Source organism: Nitrobacter sp. 62-23 (assembly GCF_001897285.1).
Taxonomy (GTDB): domain Bacteria; phylum Pseudomonadota; class Alphaproteobacteria; order Rhizobiales; family Xanthobacteraceae; genus Nitrobacter.
In genome coordinates this window covers 25,466-44,773 of sequence record NZ_MKSM01000114.1, presented here as the reverse complement: position 1 = coordinate 44,773, position 19,308 = coordinate 25,466, and the positions used below count along the sequence as shown (strand labels likewise).

At 61.8% G+C, this 19,308-nt stretch carries 17 protein-coding genes; 15 read left to right on the top strand and 2 right to left on the bottom strand.

Features of this window, described 5'->3' with window-relative positions; all coding sequences use genetic code 11:
• Positions 1-322: 322 nt before the first annotated feature.
• From BGO16_RS12970 to BGO16_RS12925, 10 genes are all read left to right on the top strand, one after another.
• Positions 323-2,650, top strand: a complete 2,328-nt coding sequence (locus tag BGO16_RS12970; RefSeq protein WP_292619147.1) for an EAL domain-containing protein — start codon at positions 323-325, stop codon at positions 2,648-2,650.
• A 195-nt stretch (positions 2,651-2,845) separates the two neighbouring features.
• Complete coding sequence (locus tag BGO16_RS12965) at positions 2,846-3,589, top strand: hypothetical protein (protein WP_292619146.1); 744 nt, start codon at positions 2,846-2,848, stop codon at positions 3,587-3,589.
• 317 nt (positions 3,590-3,906) lie between these two features.
• Positions 3,907-4,404 (top strand): peptidoglycan-associated lipoprotein Pal, encoded by a 498-nt coding sequence (pal, locus tag BGO16_RS12960; protein WP_292619145.1) that lies wholly within the window; start codon positions 3,907-3,909, stop codon positions 4,402-4,404.
• 362 nt (positions 4,405-4,766) lie between these two features.
• Complete coding sequence (locus BGO16_RS12955) at positions 4,767-5,255, top strand: Na+/H+ antiporter subunit E (RefSeq protein ID WP_292619144.1); 489 nt, start codon at positions 4,767-4,769, stop codon at positions 5,253-5,255.
• Positions 5,248-5,517 carry a monovalent cation/H+ antiporter complex subunit F gene (locus tag BGO16_RS12950; RefSeq protein WP_292619143.1) on the top strand — a complete coding sequence of 90 codons (270 nt, stop codon included), beginning with the start codon at positions 5,248-5,250 and terminating at the stop codon, positions 5,515-5,517. The genes BGO16_RS12955 and BGO16_RS12950 overlap by 8 nt, the downstream gene beginning before the upstream one ends.
• Positions 5,514-5,801 carry a monovalent cation/H(+) antiporter subunit G gene (locus BGO16_RS12945; RefSeq protein WP_292619142.1) on the top strand — a complete coding sequence of 96 codons (288 nt, stop codon included), beginning with the start codon at positions 5,514-5,516 and terminating at the stop codon, positions 5,799-5,801. Before BGO16_RS12950 ends, BGO16_RS12945 begins: the two co-directional genes overlap by 4 nt.
• Entirely contained in the window at positions 5,798-6,751 is a 954-nt protein-coding gene (locus tag BGO16_RS12940) for a hydrogenase subunit MbhD domain-containing protein (RefSeq protein ID WP_292619141.1), read from the top strand. Before BGO16_RS12945 ends, BGO16_RS12940 begins: the two co-directional genes overlap by 4 nt.
• The gene (locus BGO16_RS12935; RefSeq protein ID WP_292619140.1) at positions 6,748-7,086 is read left to right on the top strand and encodes an NADH-quinone oxidoreductase subunit K; all 339 of its coding nucleotides are present in this window, start codon (positions 6,748-6,750) and stop codon (positions 7,084-7,086) included. The genes BGO16_RS12940 and BGO16_RS12935 overlap by 4 nt, the downstream gene beginning before the upstream one ends.
• The gene (locus tag BGO16_RS12930) at positions 7,086-8,585 is read left to right on the top strand and encodes a proton-conducting transporter membrane subunit (RefSeq protein ID WP_292619139.1); all 1,500 of its coding nucleotides are present in this window, start codon (positions 7,086-7,088) and stop codon (positions 8,583-8,585) included. The genes BGO16_RS12935 and BGO16_RS12930 overlap by 1 nt, the downstream gene beginning before the upstream one ends.
• The gene (locus BGO16_RS12925) at positions 8,582-10,192 is read left to right on the top strand and encodes a complex I subunit 5 family protein (RefSeq protein ID WP_292619138.1); all 1,611 of its coding nucleotides are present in this window, start codon (positions 8,582-8,584) and stop codon (positions 10,190-10,192) included. The genes BGO16_RS12930 and BGO16_RS12925 overlap by 4 nt, the downstream gene beginning before the upstream one ends.
• Positions 10,193-10,251: 59 nt before the next feature.
• Here the strand turns inward: BGO16_RS12925 and BGO16_RS12920 are convergent, their stop codons facing one another.
• Positions 10,252-10,962 (bottom strand): carbonic anhydrase family protein, encoded by a 711-nt coding sequence (locus BGO16_RS12920; RefSeq protein ID WP_292619137.1) that lies wholly within the window; start codon positions 10,960-10,962, stop codon positions 10,252-10,254.
• 550 nt (positions 10,963-11,512) lie between these two features.
• On the opposite strand from BGO16_RS12920, the gene BGO16_RS12915 reads away from it, so the two are divergent.
• Complete coding sequence (locus tag BGO16_RS12915) at positions 11,513-12,586, top strand: alpha/beta fold hydrolase (protein WP_292619136.1); 1,074 nt, start codon at positions 11,513-11,515, stop codon at positions 12,584-12,586.
• 204 nt (positions 12,587-12,790) lie between these two features.
• On the opposite strand, the gene BGO16_RS12910 is transcribed toward BGO16_RS12915, so the two are convergent.
• Positions 12,791-13,261, bottom strand: coding sequence for a DUF992 domain-containing protein (locus BGO16_RS12910; RefSeq protein WP_292619135.1), 471 nt, complete (start codon positions 13,259-13,261; stop codon positions 12,791-12,793).
• Positions 13,262-14,128: 867 nt separating this feature from the next.
• On the opposite strand from BGO16_RS12910, the gene BGO16_RS12905 reads away from it, so the two are divergent.
• Genes BGO16_RS12905 through BGO16_RS12890 form a run of 4 tightly spaced genes read left to right on the top strand, consistent with a single transcriptional unit; the run spans position 14,129 to position 19,307 of the window.
• On the top strand, positions 14,129-14,437 hold the full coding sequence (locus BGO16_RS12905) for a hypothetical protein (RefSeq protein ID WP_292619134.1): 309 nt from the start codon (positions 14,129-14,131) through the stop codon (positions 14,435-14,437).
• Positions 14,438-14,497: 60 nt separating this feature from the next.
• Positions 14,498-15,400: a polyphosphate kinase 2 family protein gene (locus tag BGO16_RS12900; protein ID WP_292619133.1), complete on the top strand. Its 903-nt coding sequence runs from the start codon at positions 14,498-14,500 to the stop codon at positions 15,398-15,400.
• Positions 15,401-15,414: 14 nt separating this feature from the next.
• The gene (locus BGO16_RS12895; RefSeq protein ID WP_292619131.1) at positions 15,415-17,067 is read left to right on the top strand and encodes a Na/Pi symporter; all 1,653 of its coding nucleotides are present in this window, start codon (positions 15,415-15,417) and stop codon (positions 17,065-17,067) included.
• A gap of 41 nt (positions 17,068-17,108) precedes the next feature.
• On the top strand, positions 17,109-19,307 hold the full coding sequence (locus tag BGO16_RS12890) for an HAD-IC family P-type ATPase (RefSeq protein WP_292619130.1): 2,199 nt from the start codon (positions 17,109-17,111) through the stop codon (positions 19,305-19,307).
• The last annotated feature ends 1 nt before the right edge of the window (position 19,308 follow it).

Genomic DNA, 19,308 nt, shown 5'->3' with positions numbered 1-19,308 from the left:
GGGAATCCTTATTGAGTACGGACCCTAGTGGTCCAATTCTAACATTTGCATCCCGTTGCCGCAGGGAGTTCTTGCAAATGTTAGAATCAAAGGGCCACTAGCAGCTATCAGGTTTCTAGTGGAGTTTTGAATTTGACATTCGCCTGACAAGTTCGCTGCAAAGTGGGTAGCGAATGTTAAATTCGCTCCACTAGCTGCCTGATTCAGGAGGCAAATCCGTTTTTCTGCGATCGGCTCAATGTCTCGCTAACGATGTTCGCTCAGAAAGGCTTCACCAGCGTTCGGTAACACTGTGCATCTCGAATAAGGATGCGCGCGCCCGATGCAATTGGCCGATCACCATCGCGATACTGATACGATGTCGCCGGCGATATACGCCGCGCTCGTGGGGTCGCTGTTTCAGAATCCGGCGCCGATGTTCGCCGGCGCGGTTTGTGCGGCGATTGCCGCCACCATGACCGCGTTGAAGACCGGCAACCATCTGTTGTGGCCCTGCGCGGTATCGCTCGTTCTGGTCGGTGCGCTCCGCAGTTACGACATGGTGAAGTACAAGCGCCGCCGTTCGGACCTGACCGTGGCGGAGGCAGCCAGTTGGGAGATACGGTACCAGGTCGGCGCGGTGCTCTACGCAATTGCGCTCGGCGCGTGGTGCGCCATCTCGCTTTTGATGACCGACGATGCGGTTGCGCATATGATCTGTATCGCGGTCACCACGGGATACGTGGCGGCCGGCGCCGGCCGCGCCTACGGGCGCCCCTGGATCTTCCACCTCCAGATTCTGCTGACCTGCGGACCGATGGCCACGGCGATGGCGCTGCGTCTGGACCCCTACTACGTGGGAATGGCGCTTCTCACCGTGCTGTACTTCCTCGGCCTTGAGAGGATCACCACGCGATTGCAGGCGATTTTCGTCCGTGCCCTGATCGCGCGTGAACGCGAAGCCGCACTCGCCGCCCAGTTCGACACTGCGCTGAACAACATGCCGCATGGCCTGTGCATGTTCGGCGCCAACGGCCGCCTCGGCGTGATGAACTATCGCTTCAGTGAAATGATGCATCTCGCCGAAGGATTCGTGCGTCGCAATGTCGGCGCGGCGGACGTCATCGCGGCATGCGTGGCGGCCGGAAAGATGTCGTCCGAAAACGGGCGGACGATCATTTCGGAACTCGAGAATTCGCAGGCTGGCGCGATCGTGACCGCCGATGCGGACGCCGAACACGGCCGGGCGCTATCCTGGACGTTCCAGCCGATGGCTTGCGGAGGAACCGTCGTTCTGGTCGAGGACATCACCGAGCGGCGCAAGGCGGAGGCGCGGATCAGCCACCTCGCCCGTTTCGATTCGCTGACGGAGTTGCCCAACAGGCTCAGCTTCCGCGACGAAATCGAACGTCTGCTGGCATTGCCGGGCGGCGAGTTGCGGCTCTCGGCGCTGCTGTTCATCGATCTCGATCAATTCAAGCAGATCAACGATACGCTTGGCCATCCCTGCGGCGACCGCCTGTTGTGCATCGTCGCCGACCGGCTCCGGGGAATGCTGCGCCCGGAGGATTTCGTGGCGCGATTCGGCGGCGACGAATTCGTCGTGTTCCAGCAGAACATCCAGTCGCCGGAGGAGGCGGCCGCGCTGGCCCGTCGCATCGTCGAACGACTCACCGAGCGATACGAAGTCGATCGCCACCTTGTCGAGATCGGCGCGAGCATCGGCATCGCGCTGACGTCGCCAGGCGCCACCGCCGACACCCTTCTCAAGAACGCCGATATGGCGCTCTACCGGGCCAAGGCGGGTGGTCGCGGCGCATTCTGCTTCTTCCGCAGCGAGATGGCGGAAACCGTCGAAGCGCGCCGCACCCTCGAACTCGATCTGCGCAAGGCGCTGGCCAACGAAGAGTTCGAGCTGTTCTATCAGCCGCTGGTCAATCTGAGGTCGGGACGGATCATGGCTTGCGAGGCGCTGCTGCGCTGGAATCATCCGACGCGCGGAACGGTGTCGCCGATAGACATCATTCCGGTGGCGGAGGAGATGGGCCTCATCATCGATCTCGGCCGCTGGATTTTGCGCAAGGCCTGCATGGAATGCATGACGTGGCCGGAGGCCGTCAGCGTCGCCGTCAATTTCTCGTCGCAGCAGTTCCACCAGCGCGAGATCCTGAGCGAAGTCCGCTATGCGCTGGAGGTCTCAGGTCTTCCGGCGCACCGCCTGGAGATCGAGATCACGGAATCGTCCTTGCTGCGCAATACCCAGTGGACGCTTGATGCCCTGACTCAGTTGCGCTCGGCGGGCGTGAAGATTTCCCTCGACGATTTCGGCACCGGCTATTCGAGCCTCAGCTATCTGCACAACTTCCCGCTTCAGAAGGTCAAGATCGACCGCTCGTTCCTCGAAGGGATCGATACGGACCGCCCGCTGACGCTATTGCGCGGCGTGGCGCGGCTGAGCGCCGATCTCGGCATGTCCGTTGTCGTCGAAGGCATCGAAACCAACGAGCAGCTCGAACTGATCAGCGCCGATGGCACGGTAACGGAAGCGCAGGGCTATCTGTTCAGCCGGCCGGTGTCCGCGGCCCGTATCCGTCAACTGCTGGATGCCTCCCATGGACGGCGTCAGCGCGGCGACAATGTAAAAATCCTCCCGTCACGGTCGATTGCCTGAATTTTTTCCACGATTCTCCCGACCTGAAATTGAAATCTTCTCATTCGATGAGGAGTGCAACCGATGCGATTTAACACTATTGTTATGATAAGAGGATACGGATTAACGCTAATGCTTTGTTGTCTTTGCAATGTGTTAGCAAAGCGTTAACCTTCGGTTGTCGGCTGGGATTCAAGGTGGATCGGGGGTGTTCCAATGAGTTCAGCTCAACAGACGATTACCAAGCCAGCAGATCGCGGCATCGAGCTTCTCGATCGCATCGACTATCGCCTGATGGACACGCGGGCGGAGAGGGATCTCATCTATCGCCTGCGATATCGGGCCTATTTGAAGGAAGGGGCGATCGAGCCCAATCCCGATCATAAAATCACCGATCGGTTCGACGATATGCCGAACTCCTGGGTTTTCGGCGTTTATCTGGATGGCGTGCTCGCCAGTTCCATCCGCCTCAGCATTTCCTCGCCGGAATCTCCGCTTTGTCCGTCGGTGGAGGTGTTCCAGGATTATCTTCAGCCGGAGGTCGATCAGGGCAAGGTCATGGTTGACCCGACCCGCTTTGTCGCCGATCCCGAAATCGCGGGACGATTTCCGGAATTGCCATACCTCACGCTTCGGCTGTGCTTCGTCGCCTGCAGCTTTTTTCACGCCGATCTTGGTCTGGCCACCGTCCGCGCCGAGCACCGAACATTCTACACCCGCCTGTTCAACCATCAGCCGCTGAGCCCGCCGCGCCTCTATCCGGGGCTGATCAAGCCGATTTGCCTGATGGCGGTCGATTTTCCGGCCTCGCGCGAAAAGGTCTTCGCCCGCTATCCTTACCTGCGCTCGAGCTATTTCGAACGGCGGATGTTGTTCGAGCGAAGGAGCGGAGCCGCGGCGTCTGTGCTGACCGGTTCTACGCTTCCGTTCGCGCGAGTCTCGACCGCCCCGAAGTTTTGATCCGGAACCGGTCGTCTCTCCGTCCTGTCAGGCTCGATGGACCATCCTCGATAGGCCGACCGCCCCTCCGGTATGATGCCTGACTCCAAACGCTGTGGCCCGAAAACGATATTGAATGTGAATCGCGCCGTGAAAACCGGTGGCACTTCACCGTCACGCCACATTTGCAACTCATTAACTATTGCAGCGCTTCTTTTCGCAAAACTTGGCATTTGATGCAGTCGGGCAACGTCTCATCAAGGTTGACGGAACGTTCGCTTAACCATCGCCCTGTAGAGCGGATGACAGTGGAAAAACGTGAGCGTGGAGGCTCCGGAATGTTACATCAGAAGCGAATCCTCCGGGGATTGAAGCTGGTCGCCGTGCTCGCGGCGGCGCTGTCGATGGGGGCCTGCGCCAACAAGAACGGCATGGGCGGCGCGGATGGCGCCATGGCCGGCGCCGCTACGCCGGGCAGTCAGCAGGATTTCGTGGTCAACGTCGGCGACCGCGTCTTCTTCGAAAGCGACCAGACCAACCTGTCGCCGCAGGCAATTACGACGCTGGAGAAGCAGGCGCGCTGGCTGCAGACCTATCCTCGCTATTCTTTCACGATCGAAGGCCATGCCGACGAACGCGGCACCCGCGAGTACAACATCGCGCTTGGCGCACGTCGTGCGCAAACGGTTCGGGCCTTCCTCGCATCGCGCGGCATCGACGCGGGCCGGATGCGTACGATCTCCTACGGCAAGGAGCGACCGGTCGCCGTCTGCAACGACATCTCCTGCTGGTCCCAGAATCGCCGTGCCGTCACGGTGTTGAACGCCAGCTCCTGAAAACGTCGCGCATCTCTAGTTTCCGACCGGCGTCCCTTCGGGCGCCGGTTTTGTTTTGAAGCGGTGTCCGAGAATTTCGAACTGGCGCGTTTTTTAGCGATCGCCGCTGTGATCCGGCTCGACGCCCGGAATCAGTTTGAGTGCTAGGGAGGACGCGCAAACGGTGATGAGCGAAATGCAGGCCGTGGTGGTCGCGTGCATCGCGGCTCGAGCTACGCGAGACAGCGTGTCGATCCGGGTAAGGACCAGCCTGCCGGAGTCTCGGGAGCGATCACTGTCCGGCAGGACAGCCATGAAAACGTTGCTGACCATGCGCGAGGATGTTAGCCTGAATGCTCAAATCGAAGAGGTGAGCTATTTCGATGTCCGGTCATACGCCTTTGATGATGAGGGCTGCCGTTGCTCGTCTCGTCTTCTTTCTTGGCATATGGCTTGTGATTGCGGGTTGGAGCGAAGAGAATCTTGCCGTCGGTTTGGTGGCGTCCGCGCTTGCTCTGTGGATCAGTCTGTCGCTCTTGCCGCCCAGCGCGGTCCGCCTGCGTCTTGTCCAGCTTGCCAGACTTAGCTTTCGTTTTCTGAGTTGCTCGATCATCGCTGGCGTGGATGTCGCCCGCCGCGCGCTTCTGCCGCGCGTTGATCTACGTCCTGGATTTGCCGACGTTCCCGTTACCCTGCCGCCCGGCGGAGCTCGCAATGTCTTTCTCGTCTATCAGAGCCTTCAGCCGGGTACCTCGCCGATAGGTGTGGAAGGCGACATGCTTCAGGTGCATTGCCTCGACATTTCGCAGCCGACAGCGGAAGCCATCAAGGCGGACGAGACCCTGTTCAAAGCGGCGATCTGTCATGAATGAACTGCTTCTCGCCGCGGCGGGCCTGATCATACTCATGGTTGCGGTTGGACTTGCGCGCATTTCGCGCGGCTCGGACGTGGAAGGATTGATGGCGGTCCAACTGCTCGGTACCGGCGGCATCGCAGCATTATTACTGATTGCGTATGCGACGAGCGTTCCCGGCGTGGAGGATGTTGCGCTGGGTCTTGCCTTGCTCGCCGCGTTTGCCACCATTGCTCTGGTCAATCTGCTCGATGCTGAACAAGGAGACGGGGAAGCGTGATCGCGTTTCTCGACCTCTTGAGTATCGCCGCCATCGCTGCCGGCACGTTTTTCTTTTTCGCCGGAACAGTTGGCCTTCTGCGTTTTCCGGATTCGCTCAGCCGTCTGCATGCTCTGACCAAGGTCGACAATCTCGGCCTTGGCCTGATCGTGCTTGGCCTGCTCCCGCGTGCCGAAAGCGCGCTTTCAGCGCTTAAGCTGGTTGTCATCTGGGCCTTGGTTCTGCTCTCCGGCGCCTCGACTGCGCAATTGATTGGTCGCGCGCTGAGGCGAGGCCGCAAATGAGTCTTCTCCCCTATCTCGACATCTGTCTCGCCCTTTTAGTCGTCGCCGTCGCCTTCTGGACCATCGCGGCGCGAGACCTGTTCGCTTCGGTGGTCGGCTATGTCGCCTACGGGTTGTTGCTCGCTTTCGTCTGGATCCGCCTCTATGCGCCGGATGTTGCCTTGACCGAGGCGGCCGTTGGCGGAGGGGTCACCGGCGTCCTGCTTATTACCGCCGGCAAAAGACTCGGAGGGCTCAGGAATGTCGGGCAGGGCGAGCGACCGGGATTCGGCCTCAGCCTCGTCGCCGGCGTGCTCGCCGCGGCTGTCGCCGGCGCCTTGTGCGCTGTCATCCTGATGCTGCCTGATCCGCCGCCGTCGCTCGCACCGGAAGCCGTTGCCGCCATCCACGGCGCCGGCGCCGGCCTTGGCAACCCCATCACGGCGGTGTTGATGTCCTATCGCTCCTTCGACACCATGCTTGAGAAGATGGTTCTGATCCTGGCTGTAGTCGGGGTCTGGTCGGTGGGCGCCGACAACGCCTGGGGCGGAGCGCCGGCGCCGTTTCGCGTATCCAAACCCGACGCTCCCATGGTTTTCCTCGCCCAGATGCTGGCGCCAGTCGGCGTGCTCATTGGCATTCATATATTTTGGGTCGGCGCCGACGAGCCCGGCGGCGCCTTTCAGGGCGGCGCCCTGCTTGCGGCCATGTGGATGGTGACGATGATGGCGGGAGTGGCGCAGCCGCCCCGCGTCGACGCAAGGTGGCTCCGCGTGGCGCTGGTCGCCGGACCTGCGGTATTCCTCGTCATCGGCCTCGCGGGCGGTGTTGTGGCAGGAAGCTTCTTTGCTTATCCGCCCGCCCTCGCCAAGCCGATCATTCTGTTCATCGAAGCGTTCATGGTGTTGTCCATAGCGGCGGCGTTGCCGATGCTCGTCGCCGGTTCACCGGGCGAGAGACCTGATCGATGACGCCATCGGTTATAGCAGGATTGCTCGGCGCGGCTCTGGTTGGTCTCGGACTCTATGGTCTCATTCTCCATCCACATCCGTTGCGCAAATTACTCGCCTTCAATCTGATCGGCAGCGGTGTTTTCCTCGTTTTCGGCATCGTGGCGCGGCGCGGCGCGGCTGCCGGCTTGCGCTTCGACCCGGTCCCGCAAGCCATGATCATCACCGGAATCGTCGTCGCCTTCGCCGCCAGCGCGGTTGCGGTGGCGCTCATCCTGCGCCTGTCCGCGGTGGGCAGGCGCGTCACGTTGGACCCCGAGGTCCCGACCCGGCCGGACGGCGGGGACGCGAAGTGATGACCGAGCTGTGGACGACCACGCCTGGCGGCTACCTCATCGTTCTTGCGATTCTGCTGCCGCTTGCAGGAATCATTCTGTCCTTCACGCTTGGGGGCCGCAGCGCCGAGCGCGTCGCTCTCGGCTCGACGCCATTCGGACTGGCGCTGGCCTGTGCGATCGCGCTCCATGTCGGTCGAGCGGGCAAGCCCATCGTCTACGTGATCGGCGCGCTGGAGCCGCCGCTCGGTATCGCTTTGCGCGCCGACGGCATATCGGCGATCATGCTGATCACCACCGCGGTTATTGTAACGGCCGCCGCATTATACGCCCGCGCGAAATTCGCCACGCCTGACGGCATCCGGGAAAGCCGAAGCTCCCTGATTTTCTGGATCATGCTTCAGTCGATCTGGGCCGCGCTGATCATCATTTTCGTCAGCGGCGACCTCTTCAACCTTTACGTCGCGCTGGAACTGCTTACCTTCGCTGCGGTGCCTCTCGTTTGTATCGATGGCCGCCCGGAGACGCTCGTCGCCGCATTGCGCTATCTCCTCTTCGCCCTGTTCGGATCGATTTGCTATCTGCTTGGCGTCGCCCTGCTCTACGGGGCGCACGGAACGCTGGACATTCCGCTTCTCGCCCAAAGGGTTCAGTCCACGCCCGTTGTTTGGACGGCAGCCGCTCTTATGACCGGCGGTCTGCTCGCCAAGACGGCTCTTTTCCCTTTGCATCTCTGGCTGCCGCCCGCTCACGCCAACGCGCCGGCGGCGGCAAGCGCGGTGCTGTCCAGCCTGGTTGTCAAAGGCTCGTTCTTTCTCACGCTGCGGCTGTGGTTCTATGTCCTTCCCGGCCTTTCCGCGGATCAGGCAGCGATGGTTATCGGCTGTCTCGGTTCGGCGGCGATTATCGCGGGCAGCGTCATGGCATTGCGTCAAGCGCGGCTGAAATTGTTGATCGCCTATTCGACGGTGGCCCAGATCGGTTACCTCTTTCTGGTGTTTCCGCTCGCTACAGGCGCGCAGAGCTGGAGCGCGATGAGCTGGAGTGCCTGCTTCATGCAGATTCTCGCCCATGCATTCGCGAAAGCCGCGATGTTTTTCTCCGCTGGCCTGCTCGCCGAAGCGCTTGGCCATGACCAGATCGCAAGGCTTGGCGGCGCGGCGCGCGTGCTGCCTTTGACCTTCCTGACCATCGCTCTCAGCGGATTGTCCCTGATGGGATTGCCGCCGAGCGGCGGCTTCAGCGCCAAATGGCTGATGCTGCAAGCTTCCATCATATCAGGCCAGTGGTTCTGGACGCTTCCCATTCTAGCCGGCGGGCTGCTTGCCGCCGGCTATGTCTACCGCATTCTCGCGCCCGCATTGTCCGATGACCGGATCTCGTTGAAATCGTCGCCGAAGCGCAGCCAGGAGGTTCTTGCGCTTGGTCTTGCGATGATCGCCATCGCACTCGGCTTCATGCCGCAGACTTTCTCTGACATTCTTGAAATAGGCCGTCCAATAGCGGCGGCGCTGCCATGACTGATCTTTTCCCCATCTTGCTGGTTGCGAGCCTGGGCACGCCCCTGGCCTTCCTTGCCGCCTGCTTTGTCAAAGGCTGGCGGCGTCAGGTCCTTGCCCTGCAATGGCTCGCCCCAACGCCCGCTCTCGCGACCGGTCTGGCCGGCCTGACCCGTGCGCCGCTCACCTACGACCTGCCTGTCTCGGGCTTCACCCTGCGCCTCGATCCGCCAAGCGCGCTGCTTCTCGCCGGCGCGGCGCTGCTTTGGATCATCATCAGCGCCGCGATTTGGCGCGACCGCCAGCCGGATAACCGCTGGGGCCTTTCCTGGCTTCTCACCATGACAGGCAATCTGGGGGTCTTTATCGCGGGCGACCTTGTCTCATTCTATCTTTTGTATGCGCTCGCCAGCATTCCTGCCTACGGCCTGTTCGCGTTTTCCGACGACGGCGAGCGCAAACGTGCCGGCGCGATCTATATGGCTTTCACCATTCTCGGTGAGGCGCTTCTGCTGCTTGCCTTCGCAATGCTCATCGCAGGCGAGCCGCACGGCAGCGCGAACATCGCCGATGTCATGGCCGCCTTGCCGACCTCACCCTGGCGAGATGCCATTCTGGGGCTGATCATTGCCGGCTTCGGAATGAAGATGGGCATGATCCCTTTCAATGGCTGGATGCCGCTGACCTATAGCGCGGCGCCTATTCCTGCCGCCGCGGTGCTGAGCGGCGCGGGCGTCAAGGCCGGCGTGATCGGGTTGCTGCGCTTCCTGCCGCTTGGTCTTCCGCTGGAAGGGTGGGGCGATGCCCTGGTGGTCATGGGCTTTCTTTGCGCCTTTTACGGTGTCGCTTTTGGCCTGGTCCAGCAAAACACCAAGGTCGTGCTGGCATATTCCAGCATCAGCCAGATGGGCGTCATTATGGCTGCCTTTGGCGTGGCGCTCGTGAAAGGACAAGCCGGCGCTGCTCTGGAGGTCGGCTTTTATGCCGCAAACCACCTGCTGGTCAAAGCTGCCTTGTTTCTGACTATCGGCGTGCTGGCGATACGAGGCGGAAGGCTTTCCCGCGCGACGTATATTCTTGCTGCCCTGCTTGCCCTGAGCCTTGCCGGCTTGCCGTTGACAGGCGGCGCCCTGGCCAAGATTGCAACGAAGGCGCAATTCGCCGGCGGCGCGGAGGCGGTTCTCGCCACCCTGTCTTCAATCGGCACCGCGATGTTGATGACACATTTCCTGATCTGTCTTGCAACCTCGCCGTCCGGCGCCGCACAGGAATGCCCGGCCGGCTTCGTCCCTCTCTGGCCCGGCATTGCGCTTGGCGCGATCCTGCTGCCGTGGGCCTTTTATCCGGCAGTCGGCGATATCTCATATGCGTTTGAATGGGGCACCCTTGTCGATGGGCTCTGGCCGGTGGCGCTCGGTGTTGGCCTTGCTCTGATACTGCGGCGGATCGACCGGTTCTTGCCCCGCGTTCCGGTCGGCGACAGCATTGTCCTTGAGGAGGCCGCGTTCGGCCGCCTTCTGGGTATCGGCTCATCCTTCAAAGCGCTTGACGCCCGTCTCTGCCAATGGTCGGCGGCGTGCGTCTCATTGCTTCTGATCACTCTCGCTCTGCTGGCGGCGAGTCTTTAGGACGTTTTCGAGAGCGTTGTAAACGATCGAAGCCGTCGGCTGTCGTCGCTTCGCTTTCCTTAACTCAACCACTTCACCCGTCCGGTGGCGAGATCGTGCATGGCGGCAACGGTGCGCAGTTCACCTTTCTCTGCCAGCGCCTTCAGGATCGTGCTCCGCTTTGTCAAATCCGCCGCGGCCATGCGGGCGTTGGTCTCGGCCACCGCCTGGACGAAGGCGTCGTTTTTCGATGAAGGCTTGCCCTCGGCCTTGGTGGCCGAAACCGCCGGCTGAATGTGGGCGAGCGCTCCGGTCAGATGGCCGAGCTTGACGCCATCGATTGCGCCCATGACCGCGCCGCAACTGGAATGTCCGAGCACCACGATGGCGCGCGCGCCGGCGACCTGGGTAGCGAACTCCAGACTGCCGATGATGTCGTCGTTGACGAAGTTGCCGGCAATACGGGCGCAGAATACGTCGCCGATGCGCTGGTCGAACACCAGTTCAGGCGGGACCCGCGAATCGATGCAGCCGACGATGGCCGCGAACGGTGCCTGCGCCTTCGCGGTCTCGCGAACTTGCGCCATCAGATCGCAATTGACGGTTGCGCCGGCGACGAAACGATCATTGCCGGCCTTGAGGCGTGCGATCGCCTCGTCGGGACTGGTGTGCTTCTGCCGGTCTGGCGTGAACACCGCACATTCCGCAGGCTCGGCGCGCGCGCTCCCGGCGGTAGCGCCTGCAAACAGAGCAAACGAAACGCACCCACAGAACAAACGGCGATTCAGCATTGGAAAGCTCCTTCCGGGACCGGGGATGTCCCGCTCTCTGTCTGTCAGAGTCTTGAGAGCGGTACTTTGCACGGCATCGAGCTTAGGCGGGCTTTTGCTGCGGGACAAGGGAGCCGGAGTGGCGCGCCTGAGTAGTTTCAGCGGCGCCTTGGTGGTGAGCAATTGCTTTCGGAAGATGGCGATCGGGTGTGTCCGGATCTCAGCAGGATGTCAGCTTCAATCGGTCGAACGGTCTCCAATTTATCGCGAGCGGGAATCGAAACCGGGCCCTTGGATGGCGATCTTGTCTGATAACGGGAAACCGGCTAGACGTGAACGACATAAGCCATGTACTGCATTCATTCATGACTTTGCCTTGGCCGAGCACCGGAAATACTTCCGGACCACCTGCCCCTTCGAAAGCACCTTCGCCGTCGGGCGTTACCGTACTATCCGATCGACGGTGTGCGTCGAACAGGGGTGCAGTCGCGATGGTTTTCAGGCCGGTCACGGGCGCACCGGAGAAGCCGGCGCCGATTCAGGGAGTGATCTTTTGACCTGCAGGATTCGCTTGCTGACAGTAGCGGCCCTGGCGTCCACGATTTTTTGCGGGGGATGCGCAGGACAACTGGCGCAGGGCGCATTGGTGCCGGTCGAGCCGGTCAATGTGAACGGAATCTCGCATGTGCCAGTGCTCATCGCCACGACGCGAAGCCGCTCGGCAGCCGATGCCGGTGAAATGTTCAACGGCAGCCCGGCGGGCGCCATGTCGTACGCGTCAGTCACTGTGTCGATCCCTCCTGATATCCTGCGAAGGACCGGCGAGGTGCAGTGGCCCACCTCTGCGCCGGGTGATCCCCGGCAAAATTTCGTAACTGTTTCGGCGAACTATCTGGAAAAGCCAACCTTCGTCTCGGACCTTTCGGCCGCCGCCAAGCGCAACGGGCGCGGCAAGGTGCTGGTCTTCATTCACGGGTTCAACAACCGGTTCGATCAGGCCGTCTATCGTTTCGCCCAGATCGCGCATGACTCGGGGGTTTCTGCTGTACCTGTCCTGTTTTCCTGGCCGTCGCGCGGCTTTGCCAGTCTGCGCGCCTACGAGGACGACCTCAATATCGCAGAGACATCCAGCGGAGCCATCGCGCAGTTGCTCGACACGATCGTGAAAAACCCCGACGTGCAAGAGGTGACGGTCCTGTGTCATTCGATGGGTTGTTGGCCCACGGTGGAGGCGCTCCACGCAAGCGCGCAGCGGACTGGCAGGATCGCGAACAAGATCAAGAATGTGATGCTGGTTGCGCCCGATGTCGACGTCGATCTGTTTCGTGCGCGGATGCTGGAAATGGGAAAGAAGAGGCCGCGTTTCGCATTGTTCGTGTCACAGGACGACCTCGCCCTCAGATTGTCCGGATCGATCCGGGGCGGAGCCACACGGCTCGGCAAGGTCAATCCCGATCAGGAGCCTTACAGGAGCGAGTTTCGACGCGAAGGCATCTTGGTGTTTGATTTGACGGGCATGCGCGGACTTGCGCACTCGCGCGCGTTTCGCGAGGTCACATCGGTCATGGGCATGATCGAGCGACGGTTCGCCGAAGGTCAGCAGATGACGGACACTGGTCCCGGAACAGAAGTCGCAGGCCGATAAATTCCAGGAATTTCAAAGGCGGGCAAGCCGCCGTGGGTCAAGCCCGAAAACATGCTTCTCTATAAAGGCTGTAAAACGCATGAAGCCCCGCTTCTGATGGAGAAGCGGGGCTTCTATGGTTTAGTTTGACGCGTTTTCGTTACACGGCATCCAATCCCCGCATTGAGTCCAAGGACATGCTTTGTTCGAAAACGTTGTGCGTGCTTATCGCAGCGTCAACTTCGATACGCCGAGCGCCAGATTCACTCCGATCTGACCCTCGACCGATAGCGGCTGGAGGGAAATCGTGCGGTGGGATCCGCCGACGAGAACATTGGCACCCAGCCCGACACCGATCGACGCGCTGCCGCTTACCCCGGCATAGCTGCCTCGCAGCGAACCGCACGCCACATGTGAGGTCGGCGCGAAGACCGCCCACAACAGCCTTCCGCCGCCGGTGATGCCGACATCGAGTCCGACGCGGCCGATGGTTCCGTTATAGTTACAGCGTCGGGCGTTGGCATTCGGGGTAAAGACACATTGCAGATGCTGCACCGAGCCGACGATTAATCCGACTCGCGGCGCAGCGTGACACGTCAATCCGCCGACACGAGCTTGCTGCGCTCGTGCGGAAGCCGGTGCCGTCAAGGCGACCGTGGTCGCACAGAGAATGGTCGCGAAGCAGAGTTTCCACATTTGTCTCTCCAACCAGGTTTTTCTTGTGACGTTTCGCCATCGGGCATTTTCGCCTCGCACAAGCGAGGCGCAAAAGAAAGTCTAAACAAACTTCCACCTCAGTTAAGCTCGCCGGCAACATGCTATGTCACCGTCGATCTCGTTCTTCGGCCGTCAACGAGAGCATTTGGTGAAAACAGGATCGTCGCCAATGCTCTGTCTCTTGAGCTTACGCAATTCCGGACACGCAACCGCCCGCACTTTTGCCTGAACTGCTCCAAGCGATGCCGGTATCGTAGACGAATGAATCCCTGCAGAACTGCAGCGTCAGTAAATCTGCCGAAGTAGTATGACTTTGCATCGGGAGGAGCCGATCTGAATATCTGGCGGAGATCTATAGGAGATCTATAAACGGCTGCGTCGTATCTTGTTTTACTGCATCGCATATGATGACAGATGAGACAAGTGGCTCGAAATACCGACGTCGGTCTCTTGTGAAGGTCGGAAATGCGCGGCTCTCTAATCTTGGCGGCATGAGCGCCGACGCGCGGATACCTTGGTGCAGACTGCTTGAACCAACTCATCACGCTTGCGGCGTGGGCGGCCATGCGTTTGTGCTTCTCGTAACGCTCTCGCAGATCACGCCGATCTGTCTCTGGACCGCGAGAGGAATTGCGCTTGAACACACGGCGCTTTTCTCATGTTGGACGATCCTGGTCGAACGATCCGACTTTGCTGAGTTGGATCAGTGGATTGGAGCATATTAGATTTGGCACATTTTCTAGATCGGAGCACGATTGCAATGTCCGGGGCGAATGCAATCTCCGCGACCGATCATCACTTTGTCTATTTTTGAAGCGTGTTGGCTGACAGTGTTAATTTGACAAAATGATTGCTCGCGTTGCAGATTCCGCATGTACAGCAGTTGGACAAGTTTTTCTGGCGTTAATTCCGGATGTGAATTCCTGGTTTTGCGGCTGCGGAGGCAAGCGCGACTATTTTGTCTTATCCCGACTCATTTCCGGTTTTCTTTTTCTGATCCATTTCCGGAAAAATATGACGGCGTGGTTTGTTCGTGACCGCGAGGCGCGGGACGTGTCGTTCCCCCGCCATCGACGGCTGCCGCCGCCGCGCAGCGATAATCAGGGAGAAGGGAGAGAAAAGCAGGATCAGGCCGCCTCGAAGTCTCGTATTTGAGGGTGCCCTCGTACTTTGAGGACAGCCTTCTGAGGACAACTCCCAATGGCTCGAAGTGTAATGACTCGAAGTGAAATAGTCGACGCGGTCAAGAAATACACCGACCCATTTCGAGTACAGAAGGGGAGGGGATTCCGCCTGAAGGACTTCGATCCGGGCGACACGCTCGGGCTCAAGATGAACAAGCAGGAGGCGTCACGGCTTCTCCAGCGCGGCTCGGAATGGCTCGCGATGGAGCAGGACATGCTTTATGCGCAGGACTCCTGGTCGGTGCTGCTGGTGTTCCAGGCCATGGACGCGGCGGGAAAGGACGGCACGATCAAGCACGTCATGTCGCGCGTCAATCCGCAGGGCTGCGACGTGTTTTCGTTCAAGCAACCGTCGAGCAAGGAGCTGTCGCACGATTTCCTTTGGCGCTATGCCCAGATGGCGCCCCGGCGTGGCCGCATCGGCATCTTCAACCGCTCCTACTACGAGGAGACGCTTGTGGTGCGGGTGCATCAGCAACTGCTCAAGGCGCAGAAGATTCCTGCCGAACTGGTCGGGCGAAACATATGGGATGAGCGCCTCGCCGATATTGCCCGCTTCGAGGACTATCTGACGCGGCAGGGCACCGTCATTCTGAAGTTCTATCTCAACCTGTCATATGAGGAGCAAAAGAAGCGCTTCATGCAGCGCCTCGACAGGCCCGAGAAGAATTGGAAATTCTCGGCAAGCGACGTTCGCGAGCGCCGCCACTGGGACGACTACATGAAGGCTTATGAAGAGGCGATCCGCGCGACCGCCTCGAAGGCCGCGCCCTGGTTCGTGGTGCCCGCCGACAACAAATGGTTCACGCGCCTTGTCGTTGCCGCCGCCATCGTCGAAGCCATGGAGAAGCTCAACCTCGAATACCCCAAGGTCTCGCCGGAGCAGATGAAAGATCTCGCCGCGGCGCGAGCGGAACTCAAGCAACAAAAATAGGCGCCGGACCGTCCATGTCGACCGCGATTGCGATTCTTGGAGGCGTCGGGCTGTTCCTGCTCGGCATGACCGTCATGACCGACGGATTGAAAGCGCTGGCAGGATCTTCCTTGCGCACCGTGCTTGGCAAGGCGGCGGCCACGCCGCTCTCGGGCGCCTTCTGGGGCGGAATCATAACCCTGCTGGTGCAGTCGTCGAGCGCGGTGACCATGACGACGATTGGTCTCGTCAACGCCGGGCTGCTGACCTTTCCGCAAGGGCTCGGCTTGGTGTTCGGCGCCAATGTCGGCACGACCGGAACGGGCTGGCTGGTGGCGTTGATCGGCGTGCGCGTCTCGCTTTCGGCCTACGCGTTGCCGCTGATCTTCATCGGCGCCCTGACCAAGCTGCTGGCCGGCGGGCGGATCGCGTCGGCGGGCAGCGCGCTCGCGGGCTTCGCGCTGGTGCTTTATGGGCTGACCACGCTCCAGCAGGGCATGGGCGGCCTTGCGGAGAGCCTGAACCCGTCCGACCTCCCCGCGGTGATCGGCATGCCGGGGATCGGTTGGGCGGCCGGTTGGGGAGGCCTTTTCATCCTGATCATCGTCGGCCTCGCCATGACGGCGGTGATGCAGTCCTCCACGGCGGCCATCGCCGTCACCATCGCGGCCTTCTACGCCGGGGCGGTGAGCCTGGAACAGGGCACCGCCCTGATCATCGGGCAGAACATCGGAACAGCGACGAGTTCGGCCATGGCGGCCATCGGCGCGAGCGTGACGGCCAAACGTCTCGCGCTCGCTTATGTGCTGTTCAAGCTGATCGCGGCCGTGATCGCAATCCTCGCCTTCCCACTGACCGTGACGCTGATGGCGCGCCTCACCGCGTCGGCCGACGGGACGACGCTGCTTGCCGCCTACCACACCGCCTACAACGTCGTCGGCGTTGCGGTGCTGCTCCCCGCGACGCAGTGGTTTACGCGCGTCGTGGAACGGATCCTGCCGTCGAAGGAAACTGCGCTGGAGCGCGCGCTGGATCCGAGCGCGCTCTCCAACCCGGTGATCGCAGTCGAGACCGCCCGGCGCGTCGTGGCGGATATCCTCGGGACGACGGCCGCCTCGGCCGCCTCCGGCGGAGTCCCGCCGGGTATCGCGGCGGCGGCCGCTACGCTCGAGCAGGTTCGGGATTTCCTTTCGGACATGAACGCTCCGCCCGAGACCGAAGCCGAGCGGCACCGCATGACGAGCACCTTGCACGCGCTCGAGCATGCCTCGCGGCTTATCGAGATTCTCGGGGAGGGCGAGTCCGCAAGGACGGGACCCGCCGCCTCGCATGATCCGCGCGCGGCCGCGCTTTGCGAGCAGGCCATGCGGGCCACGCAGACGATCAGCGCGTCCATCACAGCCGAGTCCGCCCTCACCGTGCAGGCGGAGCCGATCGGATGGGCGGCGTCGGCCGAGGTCGCCGCGGCTCTTGCCGAGGCTGAAAAGGCCTCGACCGCGCTCGACGCCATGCAGCGCGATCACCGCGCCGCCACCCTTGCCGCCGTGGCGCCGGGCGAACTGACCGCAACCGAAGCTTTCGCCCAGATCGATGCCGCGCGCCGGATCGACCGGATCGTGCATCACGCCTGGCGCTCGGCGGCGCATCTTCTCGGCCGCGCCAGCCCCCGAGCGGGCGCAACCGCCTGAGCCGCGCGGGCTCCACATCCACCGCAACCGGAGAAACCAGCATGAACGAGGTCGCGGCTCCAGGGATAGCATCGACGCCGTGGCACGCGATGCCGGCCGAGGACATCGAGAAGCAACTGCGTGTCGAGCGCGCGCGCGGCCTCGATGCGGCCGAGACGGCCGTGCGGCTGAAGAGCCATGGGCCGAACCGCCTGCCTCAGGGCAAGAAGCAGGGACCGCTGATGCGGCTTCTCGCCCAGTTCAACAATATTCTCATCTATGTCTTGCTCGCGGCGGGCTTCGTGAAGCTCATGCTGAGCCTGTGGCTCGACGCTTCCATTATCTTCGCGGTCGTTATTCTCAATGGGCTCCTGGGTTTCCTGCAGGAGGGACGGGCCGAGAAGGCGCTCGATTCCATCCGCAACATGCTCTCCGCGGAGGCTCGCGTGGTGCGCGGCGGGGAAACCCGCATGATCCCGGCGGAGGATCTCGTACCGGGTGATGTCGTGCTTCTGGAATCGGGCGACAGGATTCCCGCGGACATGCGCCTTCTCGACGTGAAGAATCTACGCACCGAGGAAGCGGCGCTGACGGGCGAGTCCGTGCCTGCCGAAAAGCTCACCCTGCCGGTCCCCGTCAAGGCGACCGTCGGGGATCGCGAGAACATGGCGTTCTCCGGCACCATGGTCGTGTCGGGCCGGGGCACCGGCATCGTCGTGGCGACGGGTGGCGAGACGGAGCTTGGCCGCATCAACCAGATGCTCGCAGACGTGCAGATGCTCGAAACGCCGCTGCTGCGTCAGATCAAGAAATTCGGCTACGTCATCACCGCAGCCATCGCCGTCATCGGCGTTCTGCTTTTCGCCTGGGGCCATTGGCTCGGCCACATGAGCTTCGTCGAGTTGTTCCAGGCCGTCGTCGGCATTGCCGTTTCGATGATCCCGGAGGGGCTTCCGGCGTTGATCACCATCACGCTCGCCATCGGCGTCCAGCGCATGGCCCAGCGCAACGCCATCATCCGCCGTCTTCCGGCGGTCGAAACCCTCGGATCGGTCTCACGCATCTGCTCGGACAAGACGGGTACGCTGACGCTGATGGAGATGATGGTGACCTCCGTCGTCACGGCAGGCGAAGCCTATGAGGTCACGGGAGACGGCTACGCGCCCGAGGGCGAGGTGAAGGCGAACGGTCAGCCGGTCGGCAACCTGCCCGAAACGCTGGTGCTGATGGGCCGCGTATCGTTGCTGTGTAACGATGCCGAAATTTTTCGGGACGACGGCAAGTGGAAGGTCGAGGGTGATCCGACCGAGGGCGCGCTCTATCCCTTCGCCGCCAAGCTCGGCATGGACCGTGCGGCGGAAGCCGCCGCCGCGCCTCGGATCGACGGAATTCCTTTCGAATCCGAACACAAGTTCATGGCGACCTTCAACCGCGGGGCTAGCGGCGAGATGCTGCTGGTGAAGGGCGCGCCCGAGGTGATCCTCGATCATTGCGACCGCCAGCAGACGGCGTCCGCTCCGGCGCCCCTCGACCGCGACCGCTTCATGCGGGAGGGCGATCGGCTCGCCGCGCAGGGCGAGCGCGTGCTGGGGCTCGCGTGGCTGCCCGCGCCGAGTCTAGCGGCAGGCGGCCTCAAGGCCGAGGACCTTCCGAAGAACCTGATCCTGCTGGGCCTCGTGGGACTGATGGATCCGCCGCGCAAGGAGGCGATCGACGCCGTCCGGGAATGTCACGGCGGCGGCATCCGGGTGACGATGATCACCGGCGACCATAAGATCACCGCGGCGGCCATCGCGAAAATGCTCGGCATCGGCGACGGCAAGACCGCCGTTGCCGGCACCGAGATCGAGGCCATGAACGATGCGGCCTTGCAGGATTGCGTGCGCGACGTGGACGTCTTCGCCCGCGCAAGCCCGGAGCACAAGCTGCGGCTTGTGAAGGCGATTCAGGCCAACCGGCAGATCGTCGCCATGACCGGCGACGGCGTGAACGACGCGCCGGCGCTCAAGAAAGCGGATATTGGCGTGGCGATGGGCATCAAGGGCACCGAGGTCACGAAGGAAGCGGCCGGGATGATTCTCGCCGACGACAATTTCGCCTCGATCTCTGCGGCGGTGAAGGAGGGTCGCACCGTCTACAACAATATCGAGAAGGCGATGCTTTTCCTGCTGCCGACCAATATCGCCCAGGGGGCGGTGATCGCGGTCGCGATTCTGTTTGCATTTACTCTCCCGATCACCGCCCGCAGGTGCTGTGGGTGAA

Coding starts and splice junctions, on each gene's coding strand:
- BGO16_RS12895 (WP_292619131.1), top strand. CDS start 15,415: ATGTCGACCGCGATTGCGATTCTTGGAGGCGTCGGGCTGTTCCTGCTC.
- BGO16_RS12940 (WP_292619141.1), top strand. CDS start 5,798: ATGAGTCTTCTCCCCTATCTCGACATCTGTCTCGCCCTTTTAGTCGTC.
- BGO16_RS12935 (WP_292619140.1), top strand. CDS start 6,748: ATGACGCCATCGGTTATAGCAGGATTGCTCGGCGCGGCTCTGGTTGGT.
- BGO16_RS12920 (WP_292619137.1), bottom strand. CDS start 10,962: ATGCTGAATCGCCGTTTGTTCTGTGGGTGCGTTTCGTTTGCTCTGTTT.
- BGO16_RS12900 (WP_292619133.1), top strand. CDS start 14,498: ATGACTCGAAGTGAAATAGTCGACGCGGTCAAGAAATACACCGACCCA.
- BGO16_RS12950 (WP_292619143.1), top strand. CDS start 5,248: ATGAATGAACTGCTTCTCGCCGCGGCGGGCCTGATCATACTCATGGTT.
- BGO16_RS12925 (WP_292619138.1), top strand. CDS start 8,582: ATGACTGATCTTTTCCCCATCTTGCTGGTTGCGAGCCTGGGCACGCCC.
- BGO16_RS12965 (WP_292619146.1), top strand. CDS start 2,846: ATGAGTTCAGCTCAACAGACGATTACCAAGCCAGCAGATCGCGGCATC.
- BGO16_RS12890 (WP_292619130.1), top strand. CDS start 17,109: ATGAACGAGGTCGCGGCTCCAGGGATAGCATCGACGCCGTGGCACGCG.
- pal (WP_292619145.1), top strand. CDS start 3,907: ATGTTACATCAGAAGCGAATCCTCCGGGGATTGAAGCTGGTCGCCGTG.
- BGO16_RS12905 (WP_292619134.1), top strand. CDS start 14,129: ATGATTGCTCGCGTTGCAGATTCCGCATGTACAGCAGTTGGACAAGTT.
- BGO16_RS12930 (WP_292619139.1), top strand. CDS start 7,086: ATGACCGAGCTGTGGACGACCACGCCTGGCGGCTACCTCATCGTTCTT.
- BGO16_RS12970 (WP_292619147.1), top strand. CDS start 323: ATGCAATTGGCCGATCACCATCGCGATACTGATACGATGTCGCCGGCG.
- BGO16_RS12910 (WP_292619135.1), bottom strand. CDS start 13,261: ATGTGGAAACTCTGCTTCGCGACCATTCTCTGTGCGACCACGGTCGCC.
- BGO16_RS12955 (WP_292619144.1), top strand. CDS start 4,767: ATGTCCGGTCATACGCCTTTGATGATGAGGGCTGCCGTTGCTCGTCTC.